Origin of the sequence: Collinsella sp. AM17-1 (assembly GCF_003470665.1) — a bacterium.
Taxonomy (GTDB): Bacteria; Actinomycetota; Coriobacteriia; order Coriobacteriales; family Coriobacteriaceae; genus Collinsella.
In genome coordinates this window covers 44,818-61,239 of sequence record NZ_QRJZ01000003.1, presented here as the reverse complement: position 1 = coordinate 61,239, position 16,422 = coordinate 44,818, and the positions used below count along the sequence as shown (strand labels likewise).

The 16,422-nt window shown below is 59.8% G+C and carries 17 protein-coding genes; 16 read left to right on the top strand and 1 reads right to left on the bottom strand.

Features of this window, described 5'->3' with window-relative positions; translation table 11 throughout:
• Positions 1-253 precede the first annotated feature (253 nt).
• Entirely contained in the window at positions 254-1,030 is a 777-nt protein-coding gene (locus tag DW195_RS02510) for a transposase (protein WP_118205729.1), read from the top strand.
• Positions 1,031-1,231: 201 nt separating this feature from the next.
• Here the strand turns inward: DW195_RS02510 and rpmB are convergent, their stop codons facing one another.
• Complete coding sequence (rpmB, locus tag DW195_RS02505) at positions 1,232-1,420, bottom strand: 50S ribosomal protein L28 (RefSeq protein ID WP_022094725.1); 189 nt, start codon at positions 1,418-1,420, stop codon at positions 1,232-1,234.
• Positions 1,421-1,871: 451 nt separating this feature from the next.
• On the opposite strand from rpmB, the gene pyrR reads away from it, so the two are divergent.
• The 15 genes from pyrR (at position 1,872) to lepA (ending at position 16,421) form a co-directional block, all read left to right on the top strand.
• Positions 1,872-2,456, top strand: a complete 585-nt coding sequence (gene pyrR / locus DW195_RS02500; protein WP_006236123.1) for a bifunctional pyr operon transcriptional regulator/uracil phosphoribosyltransferase PyrR — start codon at positions 1,872-1,874, stop codon at positions 2,454-2,456.
• A 4-nt stretch (positions 2,457-2,460) separates the two neighbouring features.
• A complete protein-coding gene (locus tag DW195_RS02495) occupies positions 2,461-3,405 on the top strand; it encodes an aspartate carbamoyltransferase catalytic subunit (RefSeq protein ID WP_118205728.1) in 945 nt (314 codons plus the stop codon).
• On the top strand, positions 3,389-4,678 hold the full coding sequence (locus DW195_RS02490) for a dihydroorotase (protein ID WP_117564269.1): 1,290 nt from the start codon (positions 3,389-3,391) through the stop codon (positions 4,676-4,678). The genes DW195_RS02495 and DW195_RS02490 overlap by 17 nt, the downstream gene beginning before the upstream one ends.
• 116 nt (positions 4,679-4,794) lie before the next feature.
• Positions 4,795-5,562, top strand: a complete 768-nt coding sequence (locus tag DW195_RS02485; RefSeq protein ID WP_117736693.1) for a dihydroorotate dehydrogenase electron transfer subunit — start codon at positions 4,795-4,797, stop codon at positions 5,560-5,562.
• Positions 5,563-5,576: 14 nt separating this feature from the next.
• Positions 5,577-6,485 (top strand): dihydroorotate dehydrogenase, encoded by a 909-nt coding sequence (locus tag DW195_RS02480; RefSeq protein WP_006236128.1) that lies wholly within the window; start codon positions 5,577-5,579, stop codon positions 6,483-6,485.
• Complete coding sequence (gene pyrF / locus DW195_RS02475) at positions 6,479-7,195, top strand: orotidine-5'-phosphate decarboxylase (RefSeq protein ID WP_118205727.1); 717 nt, start codon at positions 6,479-6,481, stop codon at positions 7,193-7,195. Before DW195_RS02480 ends, pyrF begins: the two co-directional genes overlap by 7 nt.
• A gap of 239 nt (positions 7,196-7,434) precedes the next feature.
• Entirely contained in the window at positions 7,435-7,743 is a 309-nt protein-coding gene (mihF, locus tag DW195_RS02470; RefSeq protein WP_006236130.1) for an integration host factor, actinobacterial type, read from the top strand.
• Complete coding sequence (gene gmk, locus DW195_RS02465; protein WP_099431806.1) at positions 7,744-8,313, top strand: guanylate kinase; 570 nt, start codon at positions 7,744-7,746, stop codon at positions 8,311-8,313.
• A 5-nt stretch (positions 8,314-8,318) separates the two neighbouring features.
• Entirely contained in the window at positions 8,319-8,600 is a 282-nt protein-coding gene (locus DW195_RS02460) for a DNA-directed RNA polymerase subunit omega (protein ID WP_035138532.1), read from the top strand.
• The gene (thiI, locus tag DW195_RS02455) at positions 8,601-9,845 is read left to right on the top strand and encodes a tRNA uracil 4-sulfurtransferase ThiI (protein WP_117758525.1); all 1,245 of its coding nucleotides are present in this window, start codon (positions 8,601-8,603) and stop codon (positions 9,843-9,845) included.
• Positions 9,846-10,058: 213 nt separating this feature from the next.
• Positions 10,059-10,772 (top strand): helix-hairpin-helix domain-containing protein, encoded by a 714-nt coding sequence (locus DW195_RS02450; protein ID WP_117639904.1) that lies wholly within the window; start codon positions 10,059-10,061, stop codon positions 10,770-10,772.
• Positions 10,769-13,072 carry a DNA internalization-related competence protein ComEC/Rec2 gene (locus DW195_RS02445; RefSeq protein WP_118205726.1) on the top strand — a complete coding sequence of 768 codons (2,304 nt, stop codon included), beginning with the start codon at positions 10,769-10,771 and terminating at the stop codon, positions 13,070-13,072. The genes DW195_RS02450 and DW195_RS02445 overlap by 4 nt, the downstream gene beginning before the upstream one ends.
• A gap of 78 nt (positions 13,073-13,150) precedes the next feature.
• Complete coding sequence (gene holA / locus DW195_RS02440) at positions 13,151-14,113, top strand: DNA polymerase III subunit delta (protein ID WP_118205725.1); 963 nt, start codon at positions 13,151-13,153, stop codon at positions 14,111-14,113.
• 133 nt (positions 14,114-14,246) lie between these two features.
• Positions 14,247-14,513 carry a 30S ribosomal protein S20 gene (rpsT, locus tag DW195_RS02435; protein ID WP_022094714.1) on the top strand — a complete coding sequence of 89 codons (267 nt, stop codon included), beginning with the start codon at positions 14,247-14,249 and terminating at the stop codon, positions 14,511-14,513.
• Positions 14,514-14,609: 96 nt separating this feature from the next.
• Positions 14,610-16,421 carry a translation elongation factor 4 gene (gene lepA, locus DW195_RS02430; RefSeq protein ID WP_117773570.1) on the top strand — a complete coding sequence of 604 codons (1,812 nt, stop codon included), beginning with the start codon at positions 14,610-14,612 and terminating at the stop codon, positions 16,419-16,421.
• Position 16,422: the final 1 nt, after the last annotated feature.

Sequence of the window (16,422 nt, the reverse complement as noted above, 5' to 3'; positions counted from 1 at the left end):
GCACACTAAAACGCTTCAATAAATTGAAACGTTTCAACTATAACTTTTAACTTTTCGTTTGCCGCATCGCCCCACTCATTGGGGACAGACTTATATGAGTGCTTTCACTCATTTGGGACAGACATCGATTTGTCATTTTGTCGTTTTGGGCATGTTTTTGTCGTTCATTGTATATAAATAGGTCACAGGCTCAGCATTTCGCGTTGCTTCTCTCCTTTTAGGTGTTGCCTGTACAGTTTTGAAAGGAGAGATTATGCCCCGATGCGCCCGCGCCGTTTCGCTCACCGGCTATTACCACGTCTATGACCGCGGCAATTCCAAACAGATTATTTTTGAAGATGACTCCGACCGCTATCGTTTCTTATCGGATATCTCGGACAGGTTTGCACGCCATAAAGTGGCGGTGTTGGCTTGGTGCCTTATGGACAATCACTTCCATTTGATGGTTGATGACCCATATGACAACCTTTCAAGGGCGATGCAGTGTGCTCTGATGGCGTACGCTAAATATTTCAACGGGAAAACGGGGAGAACGGGCCACCTGTTTGACAATCGCTATTCGCGTGTTGCGGTTGAGTCTGACACACAGGCGGTGCAGCTACTCGATTATATCCATCTCAATCCTGTGAAAGGGGCGATCGACTCACTTGAAGCATACCGCTGGTCAAGCTTTAGGGCATACCAGCTGGGCTACGATCCCTTTGACATCTGCGATGCGGCCCCTATGCTCGATATTGTCGGGGGGTCTCGTCGCTATTGCGAGCATCTTAAGGAAGTTGCCGGGCGGATCTGGTCAGTTGAGATTCTTCCGCGTCGACGGATTCCCGACGAGGATGCCCTTACCGTCGCACGCGAGGCCCTGCCGAGCATTGATCCTGCGCTGCTCAAGGCCCTGCCTCACCCCGAACGTGATGCGTGTCTGCTGAGGCTCAGGCGGGCGCATCTCACGGTCAAGCAAATTGCCCGTATCACCGGTATCGGCGCCACAAGCGTAACCAAGGCCACCGCAGGCTGGAACGAGGCGGCGTGAGGCAGGGGCCGAACCGCTGCCGGCATGCGTTACGTCTGTTCCCAATGCATGAAAGCACTCATGTAAGTCTGTCCCCAATGAGTGCGTCCCCAATGAGTGCAAAAAGGCGTCCTCCACAAGAGAGGACGCCTTTGGTAAGTTCTATATGAACGCGAGGTCTTTGACCCGGAGAGTCCGAGGTACTTGTTGGTAAGACCTTATTTAGGAGCGCGCAACCTTGCCGGACTTGAGGCAGGTGGAGCAAACGTTCATCTTGCGACGGTGACCATCGACGACGACGTAAACGCGCTGGATGTTGGGGCGGAACTTACGGTTGGTGACGCGGTGAGAGTGGCTGATGGAGCGACCGGCAACGGGGTGCTTACCGCAAACTTCGCAAACTTTGGACATAACTGACCCTCCTTGGGCGACAAACGAACATGTCGCGTTAACAAACAAGCCTGAACTATAGCACAGAAGCAGCTCCCTGTGCGTAATCTACACAGAGATATTCCTCTTTTGGCGATAGTGCTCACGCCACGGCCCTGGACGTAGATCCGATTTGCGTGCAGCAGAGGGGATTATGCCAGCTCGTGCGTGCGTTTTCAAGCTCGTCCCACAAATATATATAGGTTTATGGAGCGCCTGCGCCCGTTTACGGATTGTTCTGTATTTATGCTCGCAATTAAGCTCGAGGTTGGCTACACTATCCCTTGACCATTAAAGGGGTACGAGATACCCACATGGAATTACATAGCTGCCAAAGAGCAGCCCTTCCTGTGGGTGTCTGGTCCGCTTTAAGCGGTCGGGCATCTATTTTTTTGACTGTTTCAGCAGTCAAGACATGTGAGGAAGGAGATCGATGGGCACGACTTCCCCCAAGGCGGTCATCATGGACGAGACCGCCGTCAATCGAGCGATGACCCGCATCGCGCACGAGATTCTCGAGCGCAACGAGGGCTGTGAAGACCTCGCTCTGGTCGGCATCGTCACGCGCGGCGACCTTCTGGCAAAGAAGCTCGCCGAGGAGATCAAGGAGATCGAGGGCGTCGACGTTCCGCTCGGCAGCCTGGACATCAGCTTCTACCGCGATGACTATGCGACCAATTTCGCTCCCGCGATCCACGCTACCAACATTCCCTTCAGCGTCGACGGCAAGCGCGTCGTGCTGGTGGACGACATCCTGTATACGGGCCGTACTATCCGCGCCGCTCTGGACGCCGTTATGGACCTGGGCCGTCCGAGCCGCATCGAGCTGGCAGTTCTCGTTGACCGCGGTCACCGTGAGCTCCCCATCTCGCCGGACTTTGTCGGCAAGAACGTTCCCTCGTCGCATGAGGAGAATGTGCACCTATATATGAAGGAAGTCGACGGCCACACCGCCGTCGAGATTAACGACGTCGCGCCGGGTTCCCACGTGGGCTCCGCGCCGCTGGGAGGTGAGTAGTACCGTGGCGTTCAACCATAAGCACCTGATCGACATTACCGAGTACTCCGAAGAGGACATCAAGCTCATCCTCGAGACCGCCAAGGCGTTCTCTGAGGTCAACGAGCGTGCGATCAAGAAGGTCCCCACGCTCAAGGGCAAGACCATCGTCAACATGTTCAACGAGCCCTCGACGCGCACCCGCAGCTCCTTCGAACTCGCCGAGAAGCGTCTTTCGGCCGACAGCCTCAACTTTGGCGGCTCCTCGACCTCCACGGTCAAGGGCGAGAGCCTCGTCGACACCGTCGAGACCCTCAACGCCTACAAGATCGACTGCATCGTCGTTCGCGATAAGCACGCCGGTGCTCCCTACATCGTCACGCAGAACTCGCCCGCGAGCGTCATCTGCGCCGGCGACGGCAAGCACAACCACCCCACGCAGGCCCTGCTCGACCTGTACACCATCTGGGAGCACAAGGGTGACTTCCACGGTCTGAAGGTCGCCGTCGTCGGCGATATCGCGCACTCCCGCGTGTGCGGCTCGCTGATCCCCGCACTTAAGATCATGGACTGCGAGACCTACGCCGTCGCCCCCGGCACGCTGCTGCCGCCGGCGCCCGAGGTCCTGGGCTGCGACCACGTGACGAGCGACCTCGATTCCGTCCTGCCCGAGCTGGACGTCGTCTACATGTTGCGCGTGCAGCAGGAGCGCCTCGAGGGCGCACCGTTCCCCACGATTCGTGAGTACCACAAGCTCTTCGGTCTGACCAAGGACCGCGAGAAGCTCATGAAGCCCGATGCGATTATCTGCCACCCGGGCCCCATCAACCGCGGCGTTGAGTTCGACTCCTATATGGCCGACCACCCGCAACGCTCCGTCATCCTGGAGCAGGTCTACGCCGGTATCTGCGTGCGTATGGCTATCCTGTATCTGCTGCTTGGAGGTGCCGATAATGGCCTTGCTTCTTAAGAATGCCCACGTCGTCGATCCGTCCGTCGAGCTTGACGGTGTCGTCGACGTCCTGATCGACGGTGACAAGATCGCCGAGGTCGGCGAGAACCTCGCCGCCGAGGGAGCCGAGGTCCGCGACCTTTCCGGCAAGTATCTCGTCCCCGGCCTGGTGGATATGCACGTGCATCTGCGCGAGCCTGGCTACGAGGTCAAAGAGGACATCGAGAGCGGCACCCGCGCTGCTGCTAAGGGCGGCTTCACCGGCGTGTGCGCCATGCCCAACACCGATCCCGTCACCGATAACGGCACCGTCGTGGAGTTCGTCAAGTCCCGCGCTGCCGAGGTCGGCCACTGCCGCGTCTATCCGTCGGGCGCCATGACCCGCGGTCTTAAGGGCGAGGCCATGTCCGAGATGGGCGATATGGTCGCCCACGGCGCCGTCGCCTTCACCGACGATGGTCGCGGCGTGCAGGGCGCGGGCATGCTCCGTCGCTGCATGGACTACGGCAAGATGTTCGGCAAGGTCTTTATGAGCCACTGCCAGGACGAGGATCTGGTCGGCCACGGCCAGATCAACGAGGGCAAGGTCTCGACCCGTCTGGCCCTCGAGGGTTGGCCGGCCGCCGGCGAGGAGCTTCAGATTGCCCGCGACATCGAGATTGCCAAGCTGACCGGTGCCAAGCTGCACATCCAGCACATCTCCACCGCTCATGGCCTGGAGCTCGTGCGTGCCGGTAAGGCTGCCGGTGTCCAGGTGACCTGCGAGGCCACCCCGCACCACATGTTCCTGACCGAGAACGACCTGGACGAGACCTACAACACCTCGCTCAAGGTCAATCCGCCGCTGCGCACCGACGAGGATGCCGAGGCCATCCGTCAGGGTGTCATCGACGGTACCGTCGACGCTATCGTTACCGACCACGCTCCCCACACCCCGTGGGAGAAGGCCCGCGAGTTCGAGCTCGCGCCCTTTGGAATGATTGGCCTCGAGACTTCGCTGTCGCTCGTGCTCACTGAGCTGGTCAACACGGGCAAGATGAGCGTGAGCCGCATGGTCGAGCTCATGGCCATCAAGCCGCGTGAGATTCTGGGCCTCGATCAGGTTCAGGTCAAGGCGGGCTCTGTCGCCGACCTGACCGTGTTCGACCCCTCCGCAACCTGGACGGTTGGCGAGGACGGTTACGAGTCGCGCGCCGAGAACTCCGGTTTTGCCGGCCGCACGCTCACCGGTCGTGCCACCGATGTATTTGTCGGTGGCAAGCAGACGCTCGCCGACGGCTGCATCTGCTAGCATAGCCTTATCGCTTTTGTGCGCGGCGCCCTTGCGGTGCCGCGCTTTCTGTTCGTTTAGACCATGCAACCGCATGGGGGATTGGAGCGTCTATGCCCACACCTTCCACTGCACGCATGCACGACTTCGAGGTCGTCTCGAACCGGGAGATCGCCGACGGCATCTTCTCGCTCGTTATCTCGGCCCCCAAGCTTGCAAGTGCGCTCAAGCCCGGTCAGTTTGTGAACATCGCCGTCCCCGGCGATGCGTCTTCTCTGCTTCGTGTGCCCTTGAGTTTCTACCGCGCCGACGCCGAGGCCGGCACCGTCGAGCTGTGGTACGCCGTCGTGGGCGACGATACCCGCCGTTTGTCCCAGATGGGCCCTGGCTCCACCTCTAACCTGTTGGGCCCCGGTGGCCGTGGCTGGATGGTACCCGAGGGCACCAGGAAGGCACTGCTCGTCGCCGGTGGCATCGGCGTTCCGCCTGTGCTGTGTCTTGCCGGCATGCTTGCCGAGCAGGGTGTTGATGTGGACGTGTGCCTGGGCTTTGGCACCGCTTCCAAGGCCGTGGGTGTCGATGAGTTCCGTGCGCTGGGCGCCACGGTTAACGTGTGCACCGACGACGGTTCGCTCGGCACGCACGGTTTTTGCACCGATCCGGCAGCCGAGCTGCTTGGAGAGGGCGGCTACGACTACGTCGCCAGCTGCGGCCCCGCCGTCATGATGAAGAAGGTCGCCGCCGCTGCCGCCGAGGCCGGTGTGTACTGCGAGGTGTCGCTCGAGCGCATGATGAGCTGTGGCTTTGGCGCCTGCAACACCTGCAATGTCGAGACGGTCGACGGTATGAAGGGTGCTTGTATGTGCGGCCCCGTGTTCGATGCTTCCAAGGTGGTGGTCTTCTAGTGGGTACCGTGAACATGGCCGTCGATTTCGGCGGCGTCAAGATGCAGAACCCCATTAACACCGCAGCCGGTACCTTTGGCTACGGTTGGCAGTTCCAGAACTTCTTTGATGTTTCCCAGCTGGGCGCCATCACCACCAAGGGTTGCGCTGCCGAGCCCTGGCCCGGCAATCCCGCGCCCCGCATGGCCGAGATTCCCGGCGGTATGATCAACTCCGTGGGTCTTCAGAACCCCGGCGTGGCCGCCTTTGCCCGCGAGTCCGGTCCGTGGCTCGAACAGCTGTCCAAGGACGGCTGCCAGGTCATCTGTCAGGTTGCCGGTCACTCCGTTGACGAGTTTGTCCGCGCACTCGAGATGTATGTCGAGCTGTGCCCCTGGGCTGCCGGCTACGAGATCAACGTGAGCTGCCCTAATATCGCCGCCGGCGGTGCCGCCATGGGCTCCACGCCCGAGGGCGCCTCTTCCGTTATGGCTGCTTGCCGCAAGGTGACCGATAAGCCGCTGTTCGTGAAGATGGCGCCGGTCAACGTCGCCGAGATCGCCAAGGCCCTCGAGGCCGCGGGAGCCGACGGCCTTTCGGTCATTAACTCCATCCAAGGCATGGCCATCGACGTCCATACCCGCAAGTCCCGCGTGGCCAAGCCCAAGGGCGGCCTTTCGGGCCCGCTGTGCCACCACATCGCCGTGCGCATGGTCTGGGAGGTTGCCCAGGCCGTCGATATCCCCATCAACGGTGTCGGCGGTGTCATGACTGGCGAGGATGCGGCTGAGTTTATCCTGGCCGGCGCCACCTGCGTGTCGGTCGGCATGGCCAACTTCGTCGATCCGTGCGCTTCGCTTAAGATCGCGCATGAGCTCGAGGCCTGGGCCGAGTCCCAGGGCGTAAAGGACATCAACGAGCTGGTGGGTGCTTTCGAATGCTAGAGAATGATGCCCGCGACCGTGTTATCGTCGCCCTCGACTGCGACCGTGAGCGCGCGCTCGAGCTCGCCCACGAGCTTTCGGGCCATGCCGCCTGGCTCAAGGTCGGCATGACGCTCTATTACGCTGAGGGTCCCCAGATCGTCAAGACCTTTAAGGACCTTGGCTTTAAGGTCTTCCTCGACCTTAAGTTCCATGACATTCCGCATCAGGTGCGCGGCGCTGCCCGCTCGGCCTCGCTTGCCGGTGCCGACCTGCTTTCGGTCCACGGCCTGGGCTCGGGTGCTATGCTCGCTGCCTGCCACGAGGGTGCCGAGGAGGCGCGTGAGGACCGTGCCAAGCTCGTCGCCATCACCGTGCTCACGAGCATGAATCAGGATGCCTTGAGCGAGATCGGCGTCGAGTCTCCCGTGGCCGAGGAGGCCGCCCGCTTGGCAAAGCTTGCTCAGGCCAATGGCATCGATGGCATCGTGTGCTCACCGATGGAGGCTCACGACATGCGTGAGCTGCTGGGTCCTGATGCCCTGATCGTGACTCCGGGTGTGCGTCCGGTGGGTGCCGCCCTTGGTGACCAGTCCCGCGTGGCGACGCCTTCCCAGGCTATCGAGCGTGGCGCAAGCCACATTGTGGTGGGCCGTCCCATCACCGGTGCCGACGATCCGGTTGCCGCCTTTGACGCCATCGTCGCCGAGCTGGTCGAAAACGTCGCGTAAAAGATTCCCCTAAGTCACCACTTTTGGGTCTCATTAGCACAAAATAGCCCCTGTGCCTGCGTAAACTTTCCCATCCTTTGTGTGGAATCGCAGGTCAGGGGCTTAACTTTGGGCGCAGTATATTGCACTTTTTGCGGGTATCGTCTAACCTATGGAGCCGCGATTAGGCTTTTTGTGCGTTCTACGTGCTAAAATGCCAATTATTGAATCAGATATAACCCAACTATTTGGAGGTACGAATGGCACTCCCTCAGCTTACCGACGAGCAGCGCAAGCAGGCTCTTGAGAAGGCTGCTGCCGCACGTCACGCCCGCGCTGAGCTTCGCGAGCAGATCAAGAAGGGCGAGAAGTCCCTCGAGTCCGTGCTCAACTCCGATGACCCCATCGCTTCCCGCATGAAGGTTTCCACCCTCATCGAGTCTCTCCCCGGTTATGGCAAGGCCAAGGCCGCCAAGATCATGGAGGAGCTCGGTATCTCCGCTACCCGTCGCGTCCAGGGCCTCGGCGTCCGTCAGCGCGAGCAGCTCCTCGAGCAGCTGACCAAATAAGTGAGCGCTCAGGATTCCAAGCTCTTTGTGATTTCTGGACCGTCAGGCGCAGGCAAGGGTACGCTCGTCACTCGTGTGCGCGAGCGCCGCTCGAACCTGGGCCTGACGGTTTCGGCTACCACGCGAGCACCACGCAAAGGTGAGGTCGACGGCGTCAACTACTTTTTTCTGACGCGCGAGGAGTTCGACCGCCGCGTGGCAAACGGTGAGTTTGTTGAGTGGGCCGAGGTCCACGGTAACTGCTACGGCACGTTGGTGAGCGAGGTCACATCCAAGCTCGCCTCGGGCTCGTCTCTGATTTTGGAGATCGATGTCCAGGGCGCCCTGCAGGTGAAGGAGCGTTTCCCCGAGGCCGTGCTGATCTTTATCAAGCCGCCTTCGCTTGAGGTGCTCCGCGAGCGTCTAGTCGGTCGCGGTACCGAGACGCCCGAGACGATTGAGCTGCGTATGGCAAACGCCGCCGATGAGCTTGCCCTTGCCGACCGCTACGACGACGTCGTGGTGAATGACGATCTCGACCGCGCGACCGATGAGCTCGTTCGCGTTCTCGATATGCATGAAAGGATCTGAGGTCCGTGTCCGTTGTAAAGCCTTGCATTGACGATCTTCTGGAGAAGACCGATCACAACCGCTTCCTGCTCGCTTCGCTTGCCTCCAAGCGCGCCTGCGACATCAATAGCATGCTGCGTGGCCAGCACAACCGCGTGCTTGCCGTCCAGGATGTCGATGACATCACCATCGGGCTTTCCGGTGCCGATACCATCTCGATGGCTATGGACGAGATTGTCGACGGCGACATCTCTTACGACGAGGCCCGTTACGAGAAGGCGCTCGGCCACAAGGTTGCTGAAGCCTAAATGGCAGCTCGCGTCTGCCTGGTCCACTATCACGAGGTTGGACTGAAGGGCAAGAACCGCGCACATTTTGAGCATATCCTCATGGATAACATCAAGGCGGCCTTGGCCGCCTTTTCCGTGAACGCCGTGTCTCGAATTTCCGGTTATATCCTCGTGACCTTTAACGAACATCAGGCCGACGAGGCGGCGCGTGTCATTCGCACCGTTCCCGGCGTTGCCCGTGTGTCTTTGGCGTATCACACCAACCGCGACCCGCAGGAGTACTGCGCCGCCGCCGTGAAGGCGCTGCGCGAGTTTGGTTCCTTCGATTCGTTTAAGGTGCACGCCAAGCGCTCCAATACTGACTATGAGCTCACCTCGATCGATATCAATCGTCAGGTGGGCGAGGTACTGTGTGAGGCCTTCCCCGATAAAAAGGTTCAAATGCACGACCCCGATGCAATGGTGCACGTACTGGTGGTCCAGGGTAGCGTTTACGTGTACGCACGCTCCGAGCGCGGCGTGGGCGGTCTGCCGGTGGGTTCTGCCGGCAAGGTCGTGACGCTGCTGTCCTCGGGTATCGATTCTCCGGTGGCGACTTGGATGCTCGCGCGCCGCGGCGCGGTTTGCGTGCCGGTACATTTCTCCGGTCGTCCGCAGACGCCCGATACGAGTGAGTATTTGGTGCAGGATATCATCCGTGCGCTTGAGCCGGGTGTCCAGATCGGCCGCCTGTACGTGGTGCCGTTTGGCGACTGCCAGCGTGAGATTTCGGTCACCTGCCCCAGCAACCTGCGCGTTATCATGTATCGTCGCATTATGTATTCGGTTGCCGAGCGCATTGCGCACATCGAGGGCGCCAAGGCCATCGTTACGGGCGAATCGCTTGGGCAGGTTGCCTCCCAAACGCTTGAGAACATCATGGCCGTCAACGAGGCCGTGAAGATCCCCGTGTTCCGTCCTCTCATCGGTTCGGACAAGCAGGAGATCATCGCGCGTGCTGAGGAGATCGGTACGTTCGATATCTCGACTGAGGCCGCTCCCGACTGTTGCACGCTGTTTATGCCGCGCCGACCCGAGACGCACGCTAAACTTGATGCCGTGCATGAGGCCTGGGAGTTGTTCGATCATGAGGAGATGATCGAGCGCCTGCTCAAGCAGACCGAGTACATCGACTTCGAGAGCAACACGTATAAGGCCCCTAAGACCTTAAAACGCAAACATTCGGAGCTTGCTCCGCGTGAGATTTACCAAGATTACGAGTAAATTTGTGCATAGACCGACGATGCGCCTGCATCGTCGGTCTTTTGCTATCTGGGCATTTTGCGGCTAAGCGTTCATTTGCTGACGTGTGCCTGAATAAATGGACAGATTTGTGCAAGGTTTTGGTCGGTATTTGGTTTGACCGCAAAAACCGGTTTTGGGGCGTGGCTGTTGTGGAGCTCCTTTCCTGACACGATGGTGTTGGGAGGTTTTGCTATGGCGCAGCGCGAACAACACGAACGAGTCAAAAAGATGGACCGCTGGGCGGGCAAACTGCTCGGTCATAAGGCAGTGGTGATGGCGATACTGGTCGTCATTGCGATGGCGAGTGGACTGGCGATGGCGAACCTTGGCGGCGGTGCCGGCGGTGTGTCGTTTGAGCGCACTGATGGTTCGGGCACGTTAGTGGAGCCGGGATCCGGCGATGCTTCGAGCGGAAAGACATCCGAAGGCTCTTCGCCTAAGGCGTCTGCCGCGGCAGAGGTCTATGTCGATGTTGATGGCGCCGTGGTGTCACCCGGTGTATATCGCCTCAAAGACGGGGCGCGGGTGGCTCAGGCGATTGATGCCGCCGGCGGGCTGGCGCCCGAAGCAGACGTTACGGGGCTTAATCGTGCATCCAAGGTCACTGATGGACAAAAAATTCACGTTCCAACGGTAGGGGAGCAGCAGGCGTCCATTGCGGAAGCCGGTGTTGATGGTGGGACTTCCGCATCATCAGGCGTCGGTGGCGCAACAGGCCTAGTAAACATTAATACGGCAAGCTCGGCAGAGCTGCAGACGCTCTCGGGAATCGGTCCCTCAATGGCACAGTCGATTATCGATGAGCGGACAAAGAACGGTGCTTTTGCTTCGGTTGACGATCTGATGCGCGTGTCGGGAATCGGCGAGAAGAAGCTTGCCAAAATCAAAGATTGCATCTGCGTATGAGTGCGACCGAGCGAGAGCACGTGATGCCTCCGCGGCCCCTGATTCCGTGGACGATGGCCCTGTGTGCCGGCATGTGCGTGAGCTGCGCCTTGGTGCTCAGCATAGCCGCTGATGCGCTGCTGAGGGAGCGGGCGACGGCGGTCGGGCCGCTATGGGCCATTCCCGTTGCGGCAGCGGTTTTCGTTGTGCTGGCTCACTCTTGTGCGCGGCTTGCTCCTTTGAAGCGGTGGCTGTATGCCGCGTCCGCCGGTCTCGTGGCGGGAGCGGTCGTCTCGGCGTGGTGGGCTGTGGGTGTGCTCAGCGCCTCGAAGGCGCTCGACGGTCGAGCGGCAAGCGGCCTCGAGTTTGTCGTGCAGGGTGATCCATCCATAAACGACGACGTGTATTCCTATACCTGTGAGGCACGCGCGGACGGTAAGAACTTGGCAACGGTTCGCCTATCGTGTGATCGTGAGCTCAAGGTCGGGGCGCACGTGCGTGTTATCGGTCGCGTTTCGCGTTTTGAGAACGATGCATATGGACGATCGCGCGTGCTCCGAGGCGAGGTGCGTAAGGTTAAAGCCGTTCGGATTGTGTCGGTCGATGAGGGTTCTCCGGGGCCGCTGCTTCGGCTGCGAAATGGGCTGCTTGCGTCCATCGCGCCCGCGACCGACCCGGCGCGTGCGCTCATAGCCGGTGTCGTCTGCGGTCGTTCGGCCGAGCTGCGCGCCCAGCCGGCGGGCGACTGGTTTTCTGTGACGGGAACGGCACATCTTATCGCCGTCTCGGGCAGCCATTTGGCTATCGTGGGGTTTGTAATCGAGGGCGTATTGCAAAAGACTCGGTGCTCACGTGGTCTTCAGCGGGCGATATTGGCGATAACGCTTGTGGGCTACGCTGCATTTACGGGCGCGTCTCCCTCGGCCGTGCGCGCGTGCTGCATGGTGTTCGCGACGCTTGTCGTAAACGGCGCGGGGCGTCGCCGGCACGGCCTTTCGGCGCTCTTCGCAACCATGTCCATCTTTGTGCTACTGCGGCCGACGGTGCTGTTCGAGATGGGCTTTCAGCTATCATGTGCCAGCGTCTTAGCCATTCTGTGCTTTTGCCCCTATGCGACCTACGCTTTGGGTGAGCTGGGCGTGCCATCGGGCTTTGCCAGCATGCTTTCCGTCACGCTATGCTCGCAACTGGCGACACTTCCCATCACCATTCCTACCTTCGGTACATTCTCGCTCATTGCTCCGTTGGCAAATGCGGTCATCGGTCCGGTGGTGAGCGTACTGCTCGCTGTGTCGATCGTTCTGGCTCCCTTTTCGCTTGTGGGACCGTTGCGGACTTGGGCGCTCGTTGTGCCCATGATTGCCGCCCGTTGCGCGCTGTTCTTCGAGCAGCTGTTTGCCGCCATGCCGGGTGCATCCGTGAGCGTGCCGCCCGATAGCATGTGGATTTACCTAGCGCCGTGTTTGCTGGCGGTTCTGCTGGTCTGGTGGCCGCGTCCCCGTGCACGTCCTATGGCGGTGGGGCTTGCATGCCTGATGCTCTTGGCTGCGATTCCGTACGTCTATTGGGATCGATTCGCTCCGCCTTCGGTGACGGTGCTCGATGTGGGCCAGGCCGATGCGATTCTTATCCGCCAAGGCGGCGCAGTAGCTCTCGTCGACTGCGGGCTCGACGAGCGTGTGGTTGCGGCGTTGGTTCGCAATAACGTGCACCATATCGATGCCGTTTTTGTGACGCATTGGGATGAGGACCACTGGGGTGGTCTGCCTGCCGTGCTCGAACAGTTTTCGGTCGGAACGATTGCCGTGGCGGCGGATGCGCTGGAGGATGCTCCTGCCGAGGTATTGAACCGACCTGGCGTGGAGTATCGGCAGGTGCGCCGTGGGGATACGGTCGACATCGGCTCATTTTGCGCTCGCGTGATGTGGCCATTCGAGTCCGTGGATGGCGAGGGAAATGAGGACTCGCTTGTCCTGCTGCTCTCTTATGTTCAGGAAGGCAAGGGCCTGCGAATACTTCTCACCGGTGATGCCGAGCTCGACCAAGAGCGGGAATTCGTGCAGGAGGTGGGGGATATCGATGTCCTTAAACTTGGGCATCACGGCTCCAAGGTTTCAGTCGATGGCGAGTTGCTGGACGTCCTGAAGCCCGAGCTTTCCCTCTCAAGCGCCGGTGAGGGGAATCGATACGGCCATCCGTCCGATGCCTGCATCGATGCCGTTAAGGAAGCGGGTGGTGTGTTCGCGTGTACCATCGAACACGGCGACATTACCGTCACACCGACTGCGAATGGCTTTGCGATGCGACGCCAGCGACCGTGACGACGTCGTTGGCGTGTGGTGGGCCCCTGGGCTAAAATGGCACGGAACGAATACGAAGGCCTGCGGGAGGGGAGCGCAATGTCCGAAACCGGTTTGCTGCCGGCATATCTGATCGTCGGTACCGACGGAGTTAAGCGCGACCACGCCGTCTCGCGTATGAAAGCGCGTCTGGAAAAATCGGGTATGGTCGAGTTCAACCTCGACGAGCGAGACATGACCAAGGACCCCGATATCGAGTCCATTATCGGATCGCTTAACACCTTTCCGATGGGCAGCGAGTTTCGTCTGGTAATCCTCGATGGCTGCTCAAAGCTCGCCAAGGCGGTCTCGGAGCCGCTCGTTGGGTATCTGGCGGGTCCCAGCCCAACAACGGTCTGCCTCATCATCGCCGACTCACTTGCCAAGAATACGCGCCTGTATAAGGCGATCGCCAAGATCGACAAGAAGGCGGTGATCGATTGCTCCGGCACCAAGCGCTGGGAGCTACCGCGCCGTGTGCAGCAGATGGCGACGCAGCACGGCAAGTCGATCTCGACGGCGGCCGCCGAGGAACTCGTCTCGCGTTCGGGTGAAAACACTCGCATGCTCGATAACGACTTGGCTAAGCTTGCCCAGATGGTCGAGGCGCCCCAGATTGAGCTTGCCGACGTTGAGCGCTGGATTGTACGTACGGCCGAGGTTCAACCCTGGGACTTTCTCAATGCGGTCTCGGCCCGTGACATGCGACGCTCGCTCGAGCTCTTCAATCTACTGCCCGCCAAGAGCTACGTGTGGACTTACACATTGCTGTGCGGCCGCATCCGCGAGCTTATCGTTGCCAAGGCGCTCGATGCGCGCGGACAGGGTCGTGAGCTGGCCGCAACGCTCAAGCTCCAGTCCTGGCAGGTCAAGAATCACCTGACCTGGGCACGTCGCTTTTCGATGGCAGAGCTCGTCGCAGCGCTCGAGGGTGCGGTCGATGTGGAGCTCGCACTCAAGGGTTCGGCCGATTCTCAGACTGCGCTTTTGCTCTGGATTACGAACATCTTGAGAAAATCGTGATGATACCTGCCTATTTGACAAATTCGTTCTATCCCTTTGTGAGGGAGCGTGCTATAGTAGGCGCTTGCATGACCTCACCGTGTCTCAGAGGTGTCATACATTTTTTGCAAGGAACTCGAAAGGAACTCCAGAAGTGGCAAACATCAAGTCTCAGAAGAAGCGTATCCGCACCAATGAGGCAGCTCGCATGCGTAACAAGGCTGTCAAGTCCGAGCTCAAGACGCTGACCAAGCACGTCCAGTCCGCCGTCGCCGAGGGCGATGCTGAAAAGGCCCAGGCTGCCCTCAAGACCGTCACGAAGCGTCTCGACATGGCTGCCGCCAAGCATGTTATCCACAAGAACCAGGCTTCCAACCGCAAGTCCGGTCTTGCCAAGCTCGTGAACAGCATCAACGCCTAAGTTGTAAATTTCACACCACACAGATTACGCGCATAAATGGAGCCTGTTTTATGGAACAGGCTCCATTTTTTGTACCGCTCGGGTAAGATAGTCCGCATGAATACTTCAATTGACATTTCCCACATCCGCAACTTCTCGATCGTTGCGCACATCGACCATGGCAAGTCCACGATCAGTGACCGCATCCTCGAGCTCACCCATACCGTCGACGAACGCGACATGGAGTCGCAGCTGCTCGACACCATGGATATCGAGCGCGAGCGCGGCATCACGATCAAGTCCAACGCCGTCCGCGTGTCCTATGACGCCGACGACGGCGAGACGTATCAGTTCAACCTCATCGATACGCCGGGCCATGTAGACTTTACCTACGAGGTCTCGCGTTCGCTGGCCGCTTGTGAGGGCGCGGTGCTCGTCGTCGACGCCACTCAGGGTGTCGAGGCACAGACCGTCTCCAACGCGACGCTCGCCATGAACGCCAATCTGGACATTGTGCCCGCTATCAACAAGATCGACCTGCCCTCGGCCCATCCCGACGAGGTTAAGACCGAGATCGAGGACGACCTGGCGATTCCCGCCGATGATGCCGTGTGCGTCTCGGGCAAGACCGGCGAGGGCATTCACGATCTGCTGGAGTCCATCGTCTTTTTGATTTCGCCGCCTAAGGGCGATGCAAACGCTCCGCTCAAAGCGCTCATTTTGGATTCGTACTTTGACGAGTATCGCGGTGTGGTGGCTACGGTGCGCGTCTTCGATGGTTCCATCAAAAAGGGCGATACCCTGCTTATGATGCAGGCCAAGGGCGACTTTTTGGTCGACGGCGTGGGCGTCAAGCGTCCTGCCGAGACCCCGGTCGATGCGCTGACGGTCGGCGAGGTCGGATATGTGGTTACGGGCTTGAAGGACCCCGAGGCCGTTCGCGTGGGCGATACCCTTACGTGGGCGTCGAACCCCTGCCCCGAGCCGCTTCCCGGTTATCGCGAGGCCAAGCCCATGGTCTATACGGGCCTGTTCCCGATCGACAACAAGGACTACGAGAACCTGCGTGACGCCCTCGATAAGCTGCACGTCAACGACCCGTCGTTGGTGTGGGAGCCCGAGACCTCGGTGGCGCTCGGCTTTGGCTTCCGCGTGGGCTTCCTGGGCCTGCTGCACATGGAAGTCGTCAAGGAACGCCTGGAGCGCGAGTTCAACCTGGACCTCATTGCCACGAGTCCCTCGGTTGACTATCACGTCTACAAGACCGACGGCGAAATGATCGATGTCCGCAGTCCGCAGGACCTTCCCGAGGCCACGCGCATCGAACGTATCGAGGAACCCTACCTCAAGGCAAAGATCATCTGCCCGCCTGAGTACACGGGTGCCGTCATGCAGCTCGCCATCGAGCACCGCGGCGTCACGACCGACATGATCCACCTGACGAGTAAATCGGTCGAGATGCGCTTTGATATGCCGCTCGCCGAGCTCATCTTGGACTTCTTCGATCAGCTCAAGAGCCGCACCAAGGGTTATGCCTCGCTCGACTACGAGTTCAACGAGTACCGTCCCTCCGAGCTCGTGAAGCTCGATATTTTGCTTTCGGGCGACGAGGTGGACGCGCTTTCGTTTATCGTCCATAAGGACAAGGCATATGGCCTGGCCCGTGGCCTGTGCGACAAGCTCAAGGAGATCATCCCGCGTCAGCTGTTCGAGGTGCCCATCCAGGGTGCTATCGGCAACAAGATCATCGCCCGTTCCACCGTCAAGGCGCGTCGCAAGGACGTTCTTGCCAAGTGCTACGGCGGCGATATCTCGCGTAAGCGCAAACTGCTCGAGAAGCAGAAAGAGGGCAAGAAGCGCATGAAGGCCATCGGCTCGGTCGAGGTCCCGCAGGAGGCGTTTATGGCGATCCTCAAGGTGGACGAGTAGG